15 protein-coding genes are annotated in these 15,406 nt (G+C 68.2%); 9 read left to right on the top strand and 6 right to left on the bottom strand.

All coding sequences use genetic code 11. The annotated features are described in order from the left end of the window. The 9 genes from Q7V15_RS14005 to Q7V15_RS13965 all read left to right on the top strand — a co-directional run. A partial coding sequence (locus Q7V15_RS14005; RefSeq protein ID WP_304756330.1) for a c-type cytochrome occupies positions 1 to 562 on the top strand: 562 nt, incomplete at its 5' end. Positions 563 to 649: 87 nt separating this feature from the next. Further along, the gene (locus tag Q7V15_RS14000) at positions 650 to 2,440 is read left to right on the top strand and encodes a M3 family oligoendopeptidase (RefSeq protein WP_304756329.1); all 1,791 of its coding nucleotides are present in this window, start codon (positions 650 to 652) and stop codon (positions 2,438 to 2,440) included. 74 nt (positions 2,441 to 2,514) lie between these two features. Further along, on the top strand, positions 2,515 to 4,689 hold the full coding sequence (locus tag Q7V15_RS13995) for a beta-glucosidase (protein WP_304756328.1): 2,175 nt from the start codon (positions 2,515 to 2,517) through the stop codon (positions 4,687 to 4,689). Between the two features lie 69 nt (positions 4,690 to 4,758). Continuing rightward, positions 4,759 to 5,229, top strand: a complete 471-nt coding sequence (locus Q7V15_RS13990; protein ID WP_304756326.1) for a PaaI family thioesterase — start codon at positions 4,759 to 4,761, stop codon at positions 5,227 to 5,229. 4 nt (positions 5,230 to 5,233) lie between these two features. Next, positions 5,234 to 6,292, top strand: coding sequence for an alpha/beta fold hydrolase (locus tag Q7V15_RS13985; protein ID WP_304756325.1), 1,059 nt, complete (start codon positions 5,234 to 5,236; stop codon positions 6,290 to 6,292). A 65-nt stretch (positions 6,293 to 6,357) separates the two neighbouring features. After that, positions 6,358 to 6,597 carry an aa3-type cytochrome c oxidase subunit IV gene (locus Q7V15_RS13980; RefSeq protein WP_304756324.1) on the top strand — a complete coding sequence of 80 codons (240 nt, stop codon included), beginning with the start codon at positions 6,358 to 6,360 and terminating at the stop codon, positions 6,595 to 6,597. Between the two features lie 187 nt (positions 6,598 to 6,784). Further along, positions 6,785 to 7,912 carry a Re/Si-specific NAD(P)(+) transhydrogenase subunit alpha gene (locus Q7V15_RS13975; protein ID WP_304756322.1) on the top strand — a complete coding sequence of 376 codons (1,128 nt, stop codon included), beginning with the start codon at positions 6,785 to 6,787 and terminating at the stop codon, positions 7,910 to 7,912. Between the two features lie 24 nt (positions 7,913 to 7,936). Continuing rightward, positions 7,937 to 8,257 (top strand): proton-translocating transhydrogenase family protein, encoded by a 321-nt coding sequence (locus tag Q7V15_RS13970; protein WP_304756321.1) that lies wholly within the window; start codon positions 7,937 to 7,939, stop codon positions 8,255 to 8,257. Between the two features lie 23 nt (positions 8,258 to 8,280). Next, entirely contained in the window at positions 8,281 to 9,696 is a 1,416-nt protein-coding gene (locus Q7V15_RS13965) for an NAD(P)(+) transhydrogenase (Re/Si-specific) subunit beta (protein ID WP_304756320.1), read from the top strand. Positions 9,697 to 9,704: 8 nt separating this feature from the next. On the opposite strand, the gene tilS is transcribed toward Q7V15_RS13965, so the two are convergent. The 6 genes from tilS to Q7V15_RS13935 all read right to left on the bottom strand — a co-directional run bounded on the left by tilS (position 9,705) and on the right by Q7V15_RS13935 (position 15,405). Continuing rightward, positions 9,705 to 10,988, bottom strand: a complete 1,284-nt coding sequence (gene tilS, locus Q7V15_RS13960; protein WP_304756318.1) for a tRNA lysidine(34) synthetase TilS — start codon at positions 10,986 to 10,988, stop codon at positions 9,705 to 9,707. Beyond that, a complete protein-coding gene (gene ybgF, locus Q7V15_RS13955) occupies positions 10,979 to 11,848 on the bottom strand; it encodes a tol-pal system protein YbgF (RefSeq protein ID WP_304756317.1) in 870 nt (289 codons plus the stop codon). The genes tilS and ybgF overlap by 10 nt, the downstream gene beginning before the upstream one ends. A 156-nt stretch (positions 11,849 to 12,004) precedes the next feature. Next, a complete protein-coding gene (gene pal, locus Q7V15_RS13950; protein ID WP_304756316.1) occupies positions 12,005 to 12,553 on the bottom strand; it encodes a peptidoglycan-associated lipoprotein Pal in 549 nt (182 codons plus the stop codon). Positions 12,554 to 12,688: 135 nt separating this feature from the next. Then, the gene (gene tolB / locus Q7V15_RS13945; protein ID WP_304756315.1) at positions 12,689 to 13,987 is read right to left on the bottom strand and encodes a Tol-Pal system beta propeller repeat protein TolB; all 1,299 of its coding nucleotides are present in this window, start codon (positions 13,985 to 13,987) and stop codon (positions 12,689 to 12,691) included. Between the two features lie 14 nt (positions 13,988 to 14,001). Next, on the bottom strand, positions 14,002 to 14,916 hold the full coding sequence (locus tag Q7V15_RS13940) for an energy transducer TonB (protein WP_304756314.1): 915 nt from the start codon (positions 14,914 to 14,916) through the stop codon (positions 14,002 to 14,004). Between the two features lie 9 nt (positions 14,917 to 14,925). After that, a complete protein-coding gene (locus Q7V15_RS13935; protein ID WP_304756313.1) occupies positions 14,926 to 15,405 on the bottom strand; it encodes a biopolymer transporter ExbD in 480 nt (159 codons plus the stop codon). Position 15,406 lies beyond the last annotated feature (1 nt).

Here is a 15,406-nt window from a genome sequence, read left to right as displayed (position 1 = left end):
GGGCGCCGCCGAGGGGACCTTCTCGGCCTATGATGCGGCCACCGGCGCCAAGCTGTGGTCCTATGAGACGGTGAATGGGGTGATCGCCCCGCCCTCGACCTACGAGATCAATGGCGAGCAGTATGTGGCCCTGATGGTCGGCTATGGCGGCGCAGGCGCCCTGTCCTCGCCCGCCTTTCTGCCCGACCGGTCGCGCCTGCCCGGGCGATTGCTGGTCTTCAAGCTTGGGGGAACCGCCACAGCGCCGGCCTATGATCTGCCAGAGGTCGCGCCCCTCGACCTGACCGACGTAGCCTCGCGCGGAAACGCCAAGGCCGGCTTTGAGAGCTTCCAGCAATATTGTCAGGTCTGCCACGGGTCCAACGCCTCGGGTCGTTATCTGCCCGACTTGAAGCGCTCGCCCATCCTGCTGTCAGACGAGAACTGGTCCTCGGTGGTTCTCCATGGCGCCCTGGCCTCCAGGGGCATGGCAGGCTTCTCGCGTTACCTCTCGGAGGTCGAGGCCGAGAACATCCGCGCCTATGTGCTGTCCGAGGCCCGCAAGCCAAGGCCAGCGCCCTGAGACCTTGAGCCCCACCTCCCCGCAGGCGGTCGATTCTTCGTCGGTGGGGAGGTGGCGGCGGCGCTCTGACGTGCTTAGATCGATCCCATGAACGCACCGCTGAAGACCGACACCCTGCCCGAATGGCGTCTTGACGACCTCTATGCCGATCGCACCGATCCGGCCATTGAGGCCGACCTCGACAAGGCCCGAAAGGCCGCCGCCGATCTGCTCAAGTACAAGGGCCAACTGGTCGCCGCCCGGGGCGAGCCCGGGGTCCTAGGCCAGCGTCTGGATGAGACGATCGCCCTCTATGAGGTGGGGACCAACGCCCTCTACGGGGTCGGCGCCTATGCCTCCCTGTCGGCCAGCACGGCCAGGGATAATCCGGCCTGGGCGAAGTTCGAGGCTGACTTCCGCAGCAAGGCCGCCCAGATCGGCGCCGAGACCCTGTTCTTCACCCTGGAAATCAATGAGCTGGACGAGGCTGAGGTGGAGGCCGCCCTGGCCGCCCACGCCCCGGCGGCGCGCTGGCTGCCCTGGCTGCGGCGGGTGCGCCTGTCGCGTCCCCACGAACTGAGCGCCGATCTCGAGCGGCTGATGATCGACAGAGGGCCTGGCGTGGCCAACTGGATGCGCCTCTATGACGAGACCCTGGCCAAGCTGACCGCCAAGGTGGGGTCTGAGACCCTGACCCTGCCCGAAACCCTCAACCGCCTCTCGGACCCGGACGGCGCCCGCCGCAAACAGGCCGGCCAGGGTCTGGCCAAGGCCCTGGAGGCGCGGACCTCGACTCTCGCCCTGTGTCTGAACACCCTGGCCTACGAAAAGCAGGTGGACGACCGCTGGCGGAAATACCCGAGCCCAGCGGCCTCCCGCCACCTGGCCAACGAGGTGGACGCCGACGCCGTCGAGGCCTTGGTGGAGGCGGTGACCGAGGCCTATCCGGCCGTCAGCCATCGCTATTACGCCCTCAAGGCCAAGGTCATGGGCCGCAAGAGCCTGGACTATTGGGACCGCAACGCCCCCCTCGATGCGGCGCCCCCCCGGACCTATAGCTGGCCCCAGGCCCAGGAGATGGTGCTGGAGTCCTTCGCCGCCCTGGCGCCCCGCTTCGCCGACACCGCCCAGACCTTTTTCGCCCAGCCCTGGATCGACGCCCGGCCGCGGGCCGGCAAGCAGTCAGGCGCCTATTCCCATCCGGTCAGCGCCGACCGACACCCGTTTGTGTTCATGAACTATATGGGCGAGCGCCGCGACGTGCTCACCCTGGCCCACGAGCTCGGCCATGCAGTCCATCAGACCCTGTGCGCGCCCCTCGGCACCCTTCTGGCCGATACGCCCCTGACGCTCGCCGAGACCGCCTCCATCTTCGGCGAGGGCCTGGTGTTCGAGCGTCTGATGGCCAGCGCCACCGACGATGAGCGGCGCGGCCTGCTGGCCGGCAAGATCGAGGACGGCCTGAACTCGGTGGTCCGGCAGATCGCCTTCCACAAGTTCGAAACCCGCTTCCACGCCGCCCGCCTGCAGGGCGAGGTCTCCACCGAGGAGATTTCGACCATCTGGATGGAGGTGATGGGCGAGAGCCTGGGGCCGGCCATCAAGCTGAATCCCGGCTACGAGCATTACTGGGCCTATGTCAGCCACTTCGTCCACGCGCCCTTCTATGTCTATGCCTACGCCTTCGGCGACTTGCTGGTGCGGGGCCTGATGGAAAAGCGGCGGGAGGACCCGCAGGGCTTCGCCCCCCTCTATGAGGACCTGCTGTCGGCCGGCGGCTCGCGCACCTATGTGGAGGCCCTGGCGCCGTTTGGCCTCAACCCGCGGGAAAAGGCCTTCTGGGCGGCGGGCATGACCCAGATGGAGCGCCTGGTGGACGAGTTCGAAGCCCTGGTCTGAGGCCTCGGCCTTCGACCCCCCAAGGGGCTCAAGCAGCGCGACGGGAAGACCCGCGTGTGGGGAGGAACCAGAAGATGAGCCAAGCCGAGTCCCGGCCGTGGATGGACCCTGCCCGCTCGCCCGACGAGCGGGCTGACCTGCTGATCGCGCAGCTGACCCTGGACGAGATGATCGGCCTGGTCCACGGCCCGATGCCCAATCTGCTGGATACGCCGCCGGCCGATGCGGCGCGGGGCGCTGGCTACGTGCCCGGCGTTGCGCGGCTGGGGATTCCGCCCCAGAACGCGACGGACGCCAGCCTAGGCGTGGCCAATCCCCGCAAGGTGCGCAAGGGCGACGGCGCCACCGCCCTGCCGTCGGGCCTGGCCCTCGCCTCTGCCTGGGATCCCGACCTCGCCCGCCAAGCCGGGGCCATGGTCGGCGCCGAGGCCCGGGCCAAGGGGTTCAACATCCTGCTCGGCGGCGGCGTGAACCTGACGCGCGACCCCCGCTGCGGCCGCAACTTTGAATATCTCGGCGAAGACCCGCTGCTGGCCGGCGTGCTGGTGGGCGAAGCCATCGCCGGGGCGCAGTCCAACGACATCGTCTGCACGATCAAGCACTTCGCGATCAACGATCAGGAGACCTGCCGCCACGTGGTGGACGTGCAGATCGATGAGGGGCATTTGCGCGAAAGCGATCTTCTGGCCTTCCAGATCGGCATCGAGCGGGGTCGGCCCGGCTCGGTGATGAGCGCCTATAACCGCCTGAACGGCGACTGGTGCGGCGAGAATGACTTCCTGTTGAACCGGGTGCTGAAAGGCGACTGGGCCTATCCCGGCTGGGTGATGTCCGACTGGGGCGGCTGCCACTCCACCGCCAAGGCCGCGCTGGGCGGCCTCGACCAGGAGTCCGGCGAACAACTGGATAAGCAGGTCTATTTCGGGGACCCTCTGAAGACCGCCGTTCAGGAGGGGGAGGTTTCCTTCGAGCGACTGACCGACATGGTCCGCCGCATCCTGCGCAGCCTGATCGCCCACGGCGCCTTTGACCGGCCCCCGGAACGCGAAGAGATCGACTATGAGGCCCATGCGGAGGTGGCCCAGGCCGCCGCGGAGGCCGGGACCGTCCTGCTGAAGAACCAGGGCCTGCTGCCCCTGGCGCCTAGCCTCAAGGTGGCGGTGATCGGTGGACATGCCGATGTGGGCGTCCTGTCAGGCGGTGGTTCGTCACAGGTGATTCCAGTCGGCGGGGCGGCGCTCGAAATCCCGGTGACGATCGGCCCCTCCTCGGCCTTTTCCCAGGTCACCTATCACCCCTCCGCGCCCCTGACGGCCATCGGCGCCCGGGCGTCCATGGTGTGCTATGCCGACGGCCAGGATCTCGCCGCCGCCATGGCTATCGCCGCCCAGGCCGATGTGGCCATCGTCTTCGCCGAACAATGGACGACAGAGGCCGAGGACGTCCCGACCCTCGCCCTGCCTGGGGACCAGCACACCCTGATCACCGCCATCGCCTCGGCCAATGAGAAGACCGTGGTGGTGCTGGAGACGGGCGGCCCGGTCAGCATGCCCTGGCTCGATGACGCCGCCGCGGTCCTCCAGGCCTGGTATCCCGGCGCCCGCGGTGGCGAGGCCATCGCCCGGCTGCTCTACGGCGAGGCTGAGCCTTCAGGCCGCCTGCCGATCAGCTTTCCTCGCTCTGTGGATGATCTGGCGCGGCCTGAAATCCCCGGCATGATTTTTGGCCCGCCCGAGGAGGGGCGGACCATCCCCACCTCCTATCCCAATGTGCAGCAGCACAAGGGTCGGTTCTCGGTGGCCCATCCCGAGGGCGCGGCGGTGGGCTATCGCTGGTTTGATCGCCAGGGGACCGCGCCCCTGTTTCCCTTCGGCTTCGGGCTTTCCTACACCGCCTTCGCCCATGAGGGCCTGACCCTGGAGGGCGGTGAGACAGTGCGGGCGCGGTTCACCGTCGCCAATGTGGGCGATCGCGCCGGCGTCGATACGCCCCAGCTCTACGCCGTCATCAAGGGCGCCGACGGGATCGCCGGCCTGCGGCTCATCGGCTGGGCGCGAGTGGCCCTTGCGGCGGGCGAGCGGCGGGAGGTGGAGATCACCGCCGATCCCCGGCTGCTGGCGGCCTATGACGTGGCCCTGCCCGGCTGGCGGATCGACGGCGGGGCGGTGGCGGTCAGCCTGCGGTCCGACGCCCAGACCGTGACGCTTTCGGGCGAGACTGAACTTGCAGCCCACACGCTTGCGCCCTGAGCCGCAAGCCACGGACCTAATCGCGTCTCAAGCCTTGTCATTTTTCAAACGGGCGTTAGTCAGCAAGGCATGTCCGATGATCTGACCCCCGTCCAGACCGCCGTCGTACCGGACGGCTATGTGATCAACCTCTGGCAGCGCGGCTTTGGCCGCACGGTCGGCCCCTTCTATTCGAAGCGGGACGAGGCCAATAACGAGATCATGGCCTTCCGGGTGGAGGAGCATCACGCCAACGGCATGAACAACTGCCACGGCGGCATGCTGATGAGCTTCGCCGACATGGCCTGGGGCCGGGTGATCTCCAACCAGCGGGAGATCGGCTGGGTCACGGTGCGACTGACCACCGACTTCCTCTCCGGCGCCCAGATGGGCGACTGGGTCGAGGGCGGCAGCGAAATCATCTCGGAACAGGACGACGTCTTCACGGTGCGCGGCAAGATCTGGTGCGGCGAACGCATGCTGATGACCGGCACCGGCGTCTTCAAGGGGATGCGCCACATCAAACGAAAGCCGGGCGACCGCCAGGCGCGGCAGGCCTGACCCCATGACCGACCAGAGCAAGACCCCCCCCGCCGTGGCCGCCGCCGAGTTCGAGGACGACCGGCCAGTCCCCACCAAGCCCGGCGAACTGCCGCCGGAAATTCAGGCGCCGCTGGCCCCCTTTAAGGGCGAGAAGCCGCCGGCCCCGGCCTGGTTCGAGGCGGCCATCGCCAAAGAGCCCCAGCGCGGCTTCGTCACCTCGCTCGGCACCCAGATCGAGGTGCTGACCTGGGGCGAGGTGGGCAAGCCCGGCCTGCTGCTGGTCCATGGCAACAGCGCCCATGCCGACTGGTGGAGCTTCATCGCCCCCTATCTGGCTGAGGACTACCGGGTGGCGTCGATGTCCCTGGCCGGCATGGGCGCTTCGGACTGGCGGGAGAGCTACGCCTTCCAGGACTTCGCCGAGGACGCCGAGGCGGTGGCGAAGGCGACGGGTCTCTATGACGGCGGCCGCAAGCCGGTCTATATCGGCCACTCCTTCGGCGGCTCCCAGGTCTTCTACGCCGCCAGCCGCTATCCTGAGCGCATGCACGCCGCCGTGCTGGTCGACACCGGCTTTGGCGGCCCGCCGCCCAAGGAGCGCGAGGAGATGGAGCGCCGCATGGAGCAGGTGCGCAACATCCCCACCACCGACCGTCCCAAGCGGGTCTATGCGAATCTGGAACAGGCGCTTGCCCGCTTCCGCTTCATGCCCCCCCAGGCCGCCGGACACCTGTTCGTCGCCGATTTCATCGCCCGCCGCTCCCTGAAACGGGCGCCGCTGGAGGACGGGTCCGGCGAAGGCTGGACCTGGATGTTCGACCCGGCCATGTGGAACAAGCTCGACCGCAGCGCCATGAACGCCCTGGTCACCGAAGGCCCGCCTAAGGTCCAGGTGCCCGTCGCCCACATCCATGGGGAAGAATCGCAGGTGATCGCGAGGCGCCAGGACAGCCGGCCCAATCCCCTGCCTAAGGACATGATCGAGATCGCCATTCCTAACGCCAACCATCATGTGATGGTCGATCAGCCCCTGGCGCTGGTCGCGGCGCTGCGAACGCTGCTGGCGGTATGGCCATCTTGAGCCGGCGCGCGCTCTCGTGTAGCACCGCAGTCAATCAGGTTCCGTAAGAGAGAGACCCGGCCGCCATGGGCGAACAGGCTTCCGACTATCACCGCGGCGAAATGGAAATCCAGGAGCAGGTTGCGACCTACAACCTGTTCATGGGCCTGACCAAGTGGGGCTCTCTGGCCCTCGTCAGCGTCCTGCTGCTGTTCATTGTGTGGTTCTGCACCCCGGGCGGCTTCATGGCCGGCCTGATCTCGGCCGTCGTGACCGCCGTGCTCGGCGTCCTGCTGCTGCGCGAAAAGCCCGGCCAGGCCCACTAAACATCGTTGAGATCTTGGCGAAATGACCGCCGCCCCCGTCGTACGGCGCGGGCGGCGTTCGCATGCCCAAACCGTTTGAGACCTGGCGCCTTAAACATCCGTTTGGAAATCGCTGATCGATTTCTGGACAAGGCGCCACTGACATCCCTAAGGTCCGCCGGATTTTCCGACCGGGGGGACCTCGACCATGGCCGTCATCGCCGTCACCAAGGAACGCCGCGCCGGGGAGACCCGTGTCGCCATGACGCCAGATACGGTGAAGAAGCTGATCGCCGCCGGCTTTGCGGTGATCGTGGAAAGCGGGGCCGGCGAGACCTCCTCCTATCCCGACGCTGACTACGCCGCAGCCGGCGCAGACCTGGCCGATCTTGGCGCCGCCCTGGCCAAGGCTGACGTGCTGTTCAAGGTGCGCGGACCGACAGAGGCCGAAATCGCCGGGCTCAGGGCCGAGGCCATCGTCGTCGGCATGCTCAACCCCCACCAGGACAAGGCGACCCTGCAGGCCCTGGCCGCCAAGGGGGTCTCTGCATTCACCATGGAGTTCGTGCCGCGGATCACCCGCGCCCAGGTGATGGACGTGCTGTCCTCCCAGGCCAATCTGGCGGGCTACCGGGCGGTGCTGGAAGCCGCCAACGCCTATGGCAAGGTCATGCCGATGATGATGACCGCGGCCGGCACTGTCGCCGCCGCCAAGGTCTTCGTCATGGGCGCCGGCGTCGCTGGCCTGCAGGCCATCGCCACAGCCCGGCGCCTGGGGGCGGTGGTCACCGCCACTGACGTGCGCCCGGCCTCCAAGGAGCAGGTGGAGAGCCTGGGCGCCAAATTCATCGCCGTGGAGGACGAAGAGTTCAAGGCCGCCGAGACCGCCGCCGGCTACGCCAAGGAAATGAGCGCCGAATACCAGGCCAAGCAGGCCGCTCTGGTCTCCGAACACATCCGCAAGCAGGACCTGGTCATCACCACCGCCCTGATTCCTGGACGTCCCGCGCCTCGGCTGATCAGCGCCGACCAGGTCGCCTCCATGCGTCCGGGCTCTGTCATCGTTGACCTGGCCGTCGAGCAGGGCGGCAATGTCGAGGGCGCGGTGGCGGGCGAGGTCGTGGAAACGGGCGGCGTGAAGATCGTCGGCTACGCCAATCTGCCCGGGCGGATCGCCGCCGACGCCTCGGCCCTGTACGCCCGCAACCTGTTCGCCTTCGCCGGCCTGTTCCTCGACAAGGAGGGCGCTTTCGCCCCTGACTACGAGGATGAGATTCTCAAGGCCGCCCTGGTGACCCGCGGCGGGGCGGTGGTTCACCCCGCCCTGGCCAGCTGACCCGATAGAGAGAGGACGACCCCCATGGAAGCTGTCGATCCCACCGTCTTCCGCCTGGCGATCTTCGTGCTCGCCATCTTTGTCGGCTATTACGTGGTCTGGAGCGTAACGCCGGCCCTGCACACGCCGCTGATGGCGGTGACCAACGCCATTTCCTCGGTGATCATCGTCGGCGCCCTGCTGGCGGCCGCGGCCCACGGCGTCGAGGGCGCGGCCTTAAGCGGCAGCGTGATGATCTCCAAGGGCGCAGGCGCCCTGGCTGCAGCGTTGGCGGCAGTGAACATCTTCGGGGGCTTCCTGGTCACCCAGCGCATGCTCGCCATGTACAAGAAGAAGCAGAAGTAGAGCCGGCTTAAGGGGGCAACACCATGAACGCCAATCTCGCGGCCATTCTCTACCTCGTGTCCGGGGTGCTCTTCATCCTGGCCCTGCGCGGCCTTTCCAGTCCCGAGACCAGCCGGGCGGGCAACCGCAACGGCATGATCGGCATGGCCATCGCCGTCGGCACAGTGATGGCGACCCTGCTGGGGCAGGGCGCCCTGGATGTCCTGACCCTGGCCCTGATCCTCGGCGGCGTGGCCATCGGCGGCGGGATCGGCGCGGTGATCGCCCGCAAGGTGCCCATGACGTCGATGCCGCAGCTGGTGGCGGCCTTCCACAGCCTGGTCGGCCTGGCCGCCTGTCTGGTGGCGGTGGCGGCCATCTATACGCCTGAGGCCTATGGGATCGGCGTGGCCGGCGAAATCCACTTGATCTCCCTGATCGAGCTGTCGCTGGGCCTGGCTATCGGTGCGGTGACCTTCACCGGCTCGGTGATCGCCTTCGCCAAGCTGAACGGCAACATGTCCGGCGCCCCCATCCTGCTGCCGGCCCGGCACCTGCTGAACCTGGCCATCGCCGTGGGCATCGTCGCCCTGGTGGTGGTGCTGGTGGTCAGCGGCGGCGCGGCTGTCTGGGCCTTCTGGGGCATTTTCGCGCTGGCCCTGCTGATCGGGATCACCCTGATCATCCCCATCGGCGGCGCCGACATGCCCGTCGTCGTCTCGATGCTGAACTCCTATTCGGGGTGGGCCGCCGCGGCCCTGGGCTTCACGCTTGAGAACACCACCCTGATCATCACCGGCGCCCTGGTGGGCTCGTCCGGCGCGATCCTGTCCTACATCATGTGCAAGGGCATGAACCGGTCCTTCATCTCGGTGATCCTGGGGGGCTTCGGCGCCGACGACAGCGCCGCGGCCGCCGGCGGCCACGTCGAGACCCGGCCGGTCAAGCAGGGCTCGGCCGAGGACGCCGCCTTCATCATGAAGAACGCCAGCAAGGTGATCATCGTCCCGGGCTACGGCATGGCTGTCTCCCAGGCCCAGCACGCCCTGCGCGAGATGGGCGATGTCCTGAAGGCCGAAGGCGTCGAGGTGAAATACGCCATCCACCCGGTGGCCGGCCGCATGCCCGGCCACATGAACGTGCTGCTGGCCGAGGCCCAGGTCTCCTATGACGAGGTCTTCGAGCTGGAGGACATCAATTCGGAATTCTCCACCGCCGACGTCGCCTTCGTCATCGGCGCCAATGACGTCACCAACCCGGCGGCCAAGACCGATCCCACCTCAGCCATCTACGGCATGCCGATCCTCGACGTGGAGAAGGCGCGCACGGTCCTGTTCGTGAAGCGCGGCATGAGCTCGGGCTATGCCGGCGTCGATAACGAGCTCTTCTTCCGCGACAACACCATGATGCTGTTCGGCGACGCCAAGAAGATGGTCGAGGGCATTCTCAAGTCGCTCTGATCGGGCTTTCAGTCGGCCGCCTCATTGGGTTCCTGCGCTATCAGACCCGAGGCGGCGTCGAACCTCGCCTGGACCAGCCCCTGAACCGCGATACCAGGCGCGGCCAGCACGACCTCGCCCTCCGGAGAGATCAGCGCCGGAAGCGCCCGCCGCAGGGCGGGCAGGACTGATCTGAGCGCCTGACGCGATGCGGGGGCCAGGGCGCTCATCCGTCCGGCCAGGGGGCCGATACTCCAGCCTGGATGGTCGCTCACCACCTCGAACCGGCCATCCCACACCAGGCTGACGCCCGGGGCGAGCGTAACTGTCGCCAGGCCCCCGCGGGCCGCCTCTCCGGCCTCCCGAGACACCTGCAACACCCTGGAGTCAGCGACGATGCGCGCCCCGGCCAGGGTGGCGACGAAGTCCCCATCGGCGGCGAGCCGAGTGACAATCCGGTCCACGGCTCCGCGTCGCGGCGGCCGCACGCCCCCTGCGGCGCAGAGACAGGCCACAGCCACCATCCGGGCGAGGTCTGTAGACGTCGCGGACCTGACCGCCCGTCGGTCCCAGACGATCGTCCCTGTGGCGTCATGGCGGGCGATCCGGGCCAGCGGTCGAAGGTCCGCAGCGCGGGCGGCTGGCTCCCCCATGGGGCTGGGCGTCTGCGCCAGATGCGCCCGGGCGCGGGATCGCGCATAGGTCGGGTCAAGATTGGCGGGGTCCTCGATCCAGGTCAGTGGCTGTCGGCGCAGGTGAGCGCGGAGGTCTGCTCGGGTGGATCTCAGCAGGGGGCGGAGGATGAACAGGTCCCGTCCCTCCGGCCAGGCCGGGCTGGGACCCCAGGGGCGGGGCTCGGGCGTGGTGGCGCCATCCCGCCGCATCTGCCGGGCCTCGAGCACATCATCGGCGGTATGGCCCATGAGCAGCACCCTGGCGCCCTTCGCCCGGGCGGCCTGGGCGAGCAGGCTGTGGCGGGCGGCGCGGGCGGCGGCCGGAAGGCCCCGCTCGGGCTTGTCGCCCGTCCAGGCGAGCGCCTGAAAGGGCAGGCCCAGGGCTTCGGCGGTCTGACGGCAATGCTCGACCCAGGCGCCGGAGGCGGCTTGCAGGCCATGATCTACGTGGAGAACGATCACACGCCGGCCCAGGGGGCGGCTCCAGGCCGCCACCGCAAGCAACAGGGCCAGGCTGTCGCCCCCTCCGGAATAGGCGACCGCCAGGGGGGCCGCCGATGTCGGGCTCAGATGCGCATCAAGGAGGACGTCCGCGGCGGCGAAGTCCCGAGGTCGCTCCGGCTGAGGGCTCAGCCGCACCGGGCCTGGGTTCGCGCCGCTGCGGCCCGGGATTGGATCGAGGGCGCGGCCGCGGGATAGCGCCGGCCCAGTTCGCTCAAGGTCTGACAGGCCTCGCTGCTGCGGCCCAGCGCGATCAGCGAACGTGAAAGCTCCAGCACCGCGTCGGGCGCCCAGGCGGTGGTCGGCCAGCCACGGATGGCGGCGATGAAGGCGCTGGCGGCCTCGGCGTCGGCGCCGCGCACCACGAGCGTCTTGCCCAGCCAGTAGTTGGCCTCGGGGGCCAGGCCCGCATTGCCATGACGACCAACAAAGGTCTCGAAGGCGGCTTCAGCGGCGCTGTAGTCGCCGCTGAGCATCAGGCCCCGGGCCCGGTCGAAATCAGCCTGCGGCGAGCCGCCGCCAGAGGCGGTGGGCGGCGGGCCGGAGAAGCTGGACGGAGTCCCGCCGCCCCCGGTCGGGGGGACGCCAGTAAAGACTTCGAGGGCTGCGATCTTCTGGTTCATCGCCGCCAGCTGGTTTTCCAGGGCGGTGGTCTTGTCCCGGCTCTGCCGCAGTTCGAAATTGGTGGTCTCGATCTGTCCGGTCAGGCGGGTGATGACGCTTTCCAGATCGGTCAGCCGACGGTTCAACTCCTCGATCCGGTAGTCGGTCTCGGCCGGTTGCACCACCACCGGACGGCCGGTGTCACGTCCCTGAAAGACGATGGCGCGCAGTTCGCGCACCACCTGCTCCATGCGTTCGACCCGGCGGGCGTCCCGAGCGTCCAGGGGATCGCTCATGGAGGTCTGGGCCAGGGCGATCGGCGCGGCCATCGGACCCACAAGGGTCAGGGAGAGGGCCAGGGCGGCGGACAGGGCGATGCGTCGGCGATGGGTCATGGTCAAATCATCTAGGGGGCCGAAAGGCCGAAATTGCGGCGCTTGACGCATCATGGGCCGGACGTTCCGCGGCGCCAATGGCCTGGACGTCGACCCGGCAGCAAAGAGGGGACCCCCGAAGGGATCCCCTCTCGCTGTCAGAGACCTTGAGCGCGCCTAGCGGGCGCCAGAGGTGATCGCGGTGTGGGCGTTCCGGTTGCGCTGGTAAGCGTCTTCCGAAGTACCCGGATCGATCGGACGTTCCTTGCCGTAGGACACGGTGGTGATCCGGCTGGAGGACACGCCGCGGGACACCAGGAAGTCCCGCACGGCGTTGGCGCGACGGGCGCCCAGGGCCAGGTTGTATTCACGGGTGCCGCGTTCGTCGGCATTGCCTTCGAGGCGGATCATGACGGCCGGATAGCGGTTCAGCCAGGCGGCCTGGGCTTCCAGGACCGGAGCGGCGTCCGAACGGACCGAGTAGGAGTCGAAGTCAAAATAGACCCGATCGCCGACATTGATCACGAAGTCCTGCTGGGTGCCGGGCAGAGCGCCTTGGCTGACCGGCGGGGCCGGCGTCGAAGGCTGGGTGCTGGGCGGCGGGCCCGTCGGACCCGGCGCAGGGGTCGTGGGTTGCGGACGCGAGGCGCAGGCGGTGACGGAGGCTGCGGCCAGAGCGATCACCGCGAACTGGGCGGCGCGCTTGGTGATGGAAGATGTGGTCATTTCGAAGTTATTTCCTTGTTCAACGTTTCCGACGGGCGGCGCGCCAAGCGCCGAAGACAATGGATCTGCGCATTGGCTTTATGGCGACTCTGAACTAGGCCAACAATACTAATCGCCTGCTCCTACATTCACTTATCAGTTGAGTAGCGGCGACCAGGCCGGATCCGACCCCGATTGGGGGTAGGGCGCCGGCCGCACGATGCGTCCCGTCACGTCAACCGTCCACAAACGCGCAGCTCCACCAGGCGTTTCACGGGAGAACATCAAAACTCTGCCATTGGGGGCCCAGGTGGGGCCTTCGTCCAGGTAGCTGGTGGTCAGCAGGCGCTCCCCCGACCCGTCGGGACGCATCACGCCGATGTGGAATCGCCCGCCCGCCTGCTTGGTGAAGGCGATGAACTCCCCGGTGGGGCTCCAGACCGGCGTCATATACCGGCCTGCGCCAAAGGAAATCCGCCGCTCTCCTGATCCGTCGGCGTTCATAACATAGAGCTGCGGGCTCCCCCCCCGGTCGGAGTTGAAGGTGATCTGCCGGCCATCGGGGGAGAAGGAGGGCGAGGTGTCGATGGAGGGGTCAGTGGTCAGACGGCTTGTGGAGCGGCTGCGCAGGTCCATCACATGAATGTCGGTATTACCCCCCCGCTCCACCGAAAAGGCCACCTTGCCCCCGTCGTGGGAGAAACGCGGGGCGAAAACCATGCCGTTGAAGGAGCCCAGGCTCTCCCGGCGCCCCGTCTCCAGATTGAACAGGTAGATCGACGACCCTTCCGGCCGCAGGGCCATATAGGTGATCTCCTGGCTGGTGGAGGAGAACCTGGGGGTCATGACGATGTAGGAGCCGTCGGTCAGATAGCTGGGATTGGCGCCGTCCTGGTCCATGATCGCCAGCCGCTTGACCCGGTCGATCCGCCCACCGCTTTCGGCCACGAAGACCACGCGGGTGTCGAAATAGCCCTTCTCGCCGGTCAGGCGCTCATAGACCGCATCCGAAATCTTGTGCGCCACGCGCCGCCAGTTTTCCGAGGTGGAGGTGAACTGCATGCCGAGCAGCTGCTGCTCGGCGAAGACGTCCCAGAGGCGGAAATTGACCGTCAGCCGCCCGGTGGCGTCGACCGTCACCTCGCCATTGACGAGGCCCTGGGCGTTGATCGTCTTCCAGTCGGCGAAACGGGGCTGATAGCGGATGTCCAGGTCACGCTCGATGAAGGCGGCCGGATCAATGGGCCGGAACAGGCCCGATCGCTCCAGATTGTTGGTGATCACCTGGGCGATCTCCGCGCCGCGCTCTCCGCGGAAGCCCGGGACAGCCACCGGCAGCGGCTGGATATCCCCGCGATTGACGTCCACTTCGATCTGGGCCTGGGCGGGGCTTGTGAGGGCGCCGACCGACAGCAGGGCCGCTGTCAGGGCGACGAACAGGATCCGCAGTCGCATGGGCTAGTTGCTCCTCAATTGTCGGCGCACGCCTGGGCGGCGTTGAAGCTTACAGCGATCTGGTCGCCGTAGAACTCCCTGGGAAGGGTGGTGAAGGGGGCGGCGCTATAGACCGCGCGGATCGCCCGCTCGGCGGCCGCCCGGGTGACGGGGTCTGACGAGGTCTCCTGGCCGCCGGCCCGGACGTCGCCCACCACCCGACCATCGCTGCCAAGCCGGAAGGTGACGCGGACCCGGACATTGCGGGCCGCCTCAACTTCGCAGTTGGGGTTCCACCGGCGCTGCAGTTCTTCGGCCAGGCCCGACATGGCGGCGCCGGACAGGCCGCTGCCTGTGGTTGGGCGCGCCTGGGTGGCGGTTTCCGGACGCGCGGCGCCGCGGGCGGCGGACGAGCTTTGCGATCCCTTCAGGCTCGAGGCCAGGGCGTCCAGGTCCAGGGCGTCGGACTTTTTCGGCGGCGCGGCCGGGGCGGGCTTCGGGGCCGGCGCCTTGGGCGTTGGCGTGGGAGCCGGAGCCGGAGTCGGAGCCGGGGCTGGGGCCGGCTTCGGCGCCGGGGTGGGCGCAGGTTTGGGCGTCGGCGTCGGGGCGGGCTTTGGGGCCGGCGCCTTCGGCGGCGGCGTGGGGGCGGGTTGCGGCGGCGTCGGCTGCGGCGCCGGCTCAGGCTGGGGTTGCGGTTCTGGGGCGGCGGATGGCGCCTCCAGGGGCGCGTCGGGCTCGGGCGCCTCGGTCTGGGCGGTCTGCTCCTGCGGGCCTTGTACGGCCGGGCGGGGATTGGCAGGGATCGAACTCACGATATTGATGGGAACCACCGTCCCGACCTTGAGCTCGCGGGCCCAGGGCCACGGGATCAGCGCAGCCCCAAGCACCACCACGTGCAGGATGGCCGAGAACATGAGGGCTGTGCCCAGGTCTGACCGCTCGCCGCGCATGGGTCGCCTTCAGCGCGCTGCCTGATCCGCGCCCGACGAAGGGCCGCCGGTTTCGGTGAGCAGGTTGATGGAGGTGAAGCCCGAACTGGCCAGGGCGGCCATCACCTGGGCGACCAGACCATAGTTTGTCCGCCCGTCGGCGCGCACATAGATCGGCCGCTCGGTCACGCCGCCGGCCATGGCGATGAGGCGGGGCGACAGGCTGGCGAAGGCGGTCTCTTCTTCGTCGATGAAGATGCTGCCATCGGCGCGGACGGACACCGTCAGGGGCTCGGACTGATCGGGGATGGCGCTGGCCTCGGTCTTGGGCAGTTCCAGCGGCACACCGACCGTGAGCAGCGGGGCGGAGATCATGAACACGATCAGCAGCACCAGCATCACGTCCACCAGGGGCGTGACATTGATCTCCGACAGGGCGCCGCGTCGGCTCGATCGCCGCCGCCGCCGTCCGCCGCCAGCCGAATAGGCGTCATGGGAGGAAAGCGCCATG

This window comes from Phenylobacterium sp., assembly GCF_030651755.1.
In the GTDB taxonomy this organism is placed as follows: Bacteria; Pseudomonadota; Alphaproteobacteria; order Caulobacterales; family Caulobacteraceae; genus Phenylobacterium.
Note: the sequence above shows the minus strand (reverse complement) of the source record. Positions and strands in the feature narration are given on the sequence as shown.

Bases quoted from the DNA above. Each gene is read 5' to 3' on its own strand.
- Q7V15_RS14000 (WP_304756329.1), top strand. From the start codon at position 650: ATGAACGCACCGCTGAAGACCGACACCCTGCCCGAATGGCGTCTTGAC.
- Q7V15_RS13995 (WP_304756328.1), top strand. From the start codon at position 2,515: ATGAGCCAAGCCGAGTCCCGGCCGTGGATGGACCCTGCCCGCTCGCCC.
- Q7V15_RS13990 (WP_304756326.1), top strand. From the start codon at position 4,759: ATGTCCGATGATCTGACCCCCGTCCAGACCGCCGTCGTACCGGACGGC.
- Q7V15_RS13985 (WP_304756325.1), top strand. From the start codon at position 5,234: ATGACCGACCAGAGCAAGACCCCCCCCGCCGTGGCCGCCGCCGAGTTC.
- Q7V15_RS13980 (WP_304756324.1), top strand. From the start codon at position 6,358: ATGGGCGAACAGGCTTCCGACTATCACCGCGGCGAAATGGAAATCCAG.
- Q7V15_RS13975 (WP_304756322.1), top strand. From the start codon at position 6,785: ATGGCCGTCATCGCCGTCACCAAGGAACGCCGCGCCGGGGAGACCCGT.
- Q7V15_RS13970 (WP_304756321.1), top strand. From the start codon at position 7,937: ATGGAAGCTGTCGATCCCACCGTCTTCCGCCTGGCGATCTTCGTGCTC.
- Q7V15_RS13965 (WP_304756320.1), top strand. From the start codon at position 8,281: ATGAACGCCAATCTCGCGGCCATTCTCTACCTCGTGTCCGGGGTGCTC.
- ybgF (WP_304756317.1), bottom strand. From the start codon at position 11,848: ATGACCCATCGCCGACGCATCGCCCTGTCCGCCGCCCTGGCCCTCTCC.
- pal (WP_304756316.1), bottom strand. From the start codon at position 12,553: ATGACCACATCTTCCATCACCAAGCGCGCCGCCCAGTTCGCGGTGATC.
- tolB (WP_304756315.1), bottom strand. From the start codon at position 13,987: ATGCGACTGCGGATCCTGTTCGTCGCCCTGACAGCGGCCCTGCTGTCG.
- Q7V15_RS13940 (WP_304756314.1), bottom strand. From the start codon at position 14,916: ATGCGCGGCGAGCGGTCAGACCTGGGCACAGCCCTCATGTTCTCGGCC.
- Q7V15_RS13935 (WP_304756313.1), bottom strand. From the start codon at position 15,405: ATGGCGCTTTCCTCCCATGACGCCTATTCGGCTGGCGGCGGACGGCGG.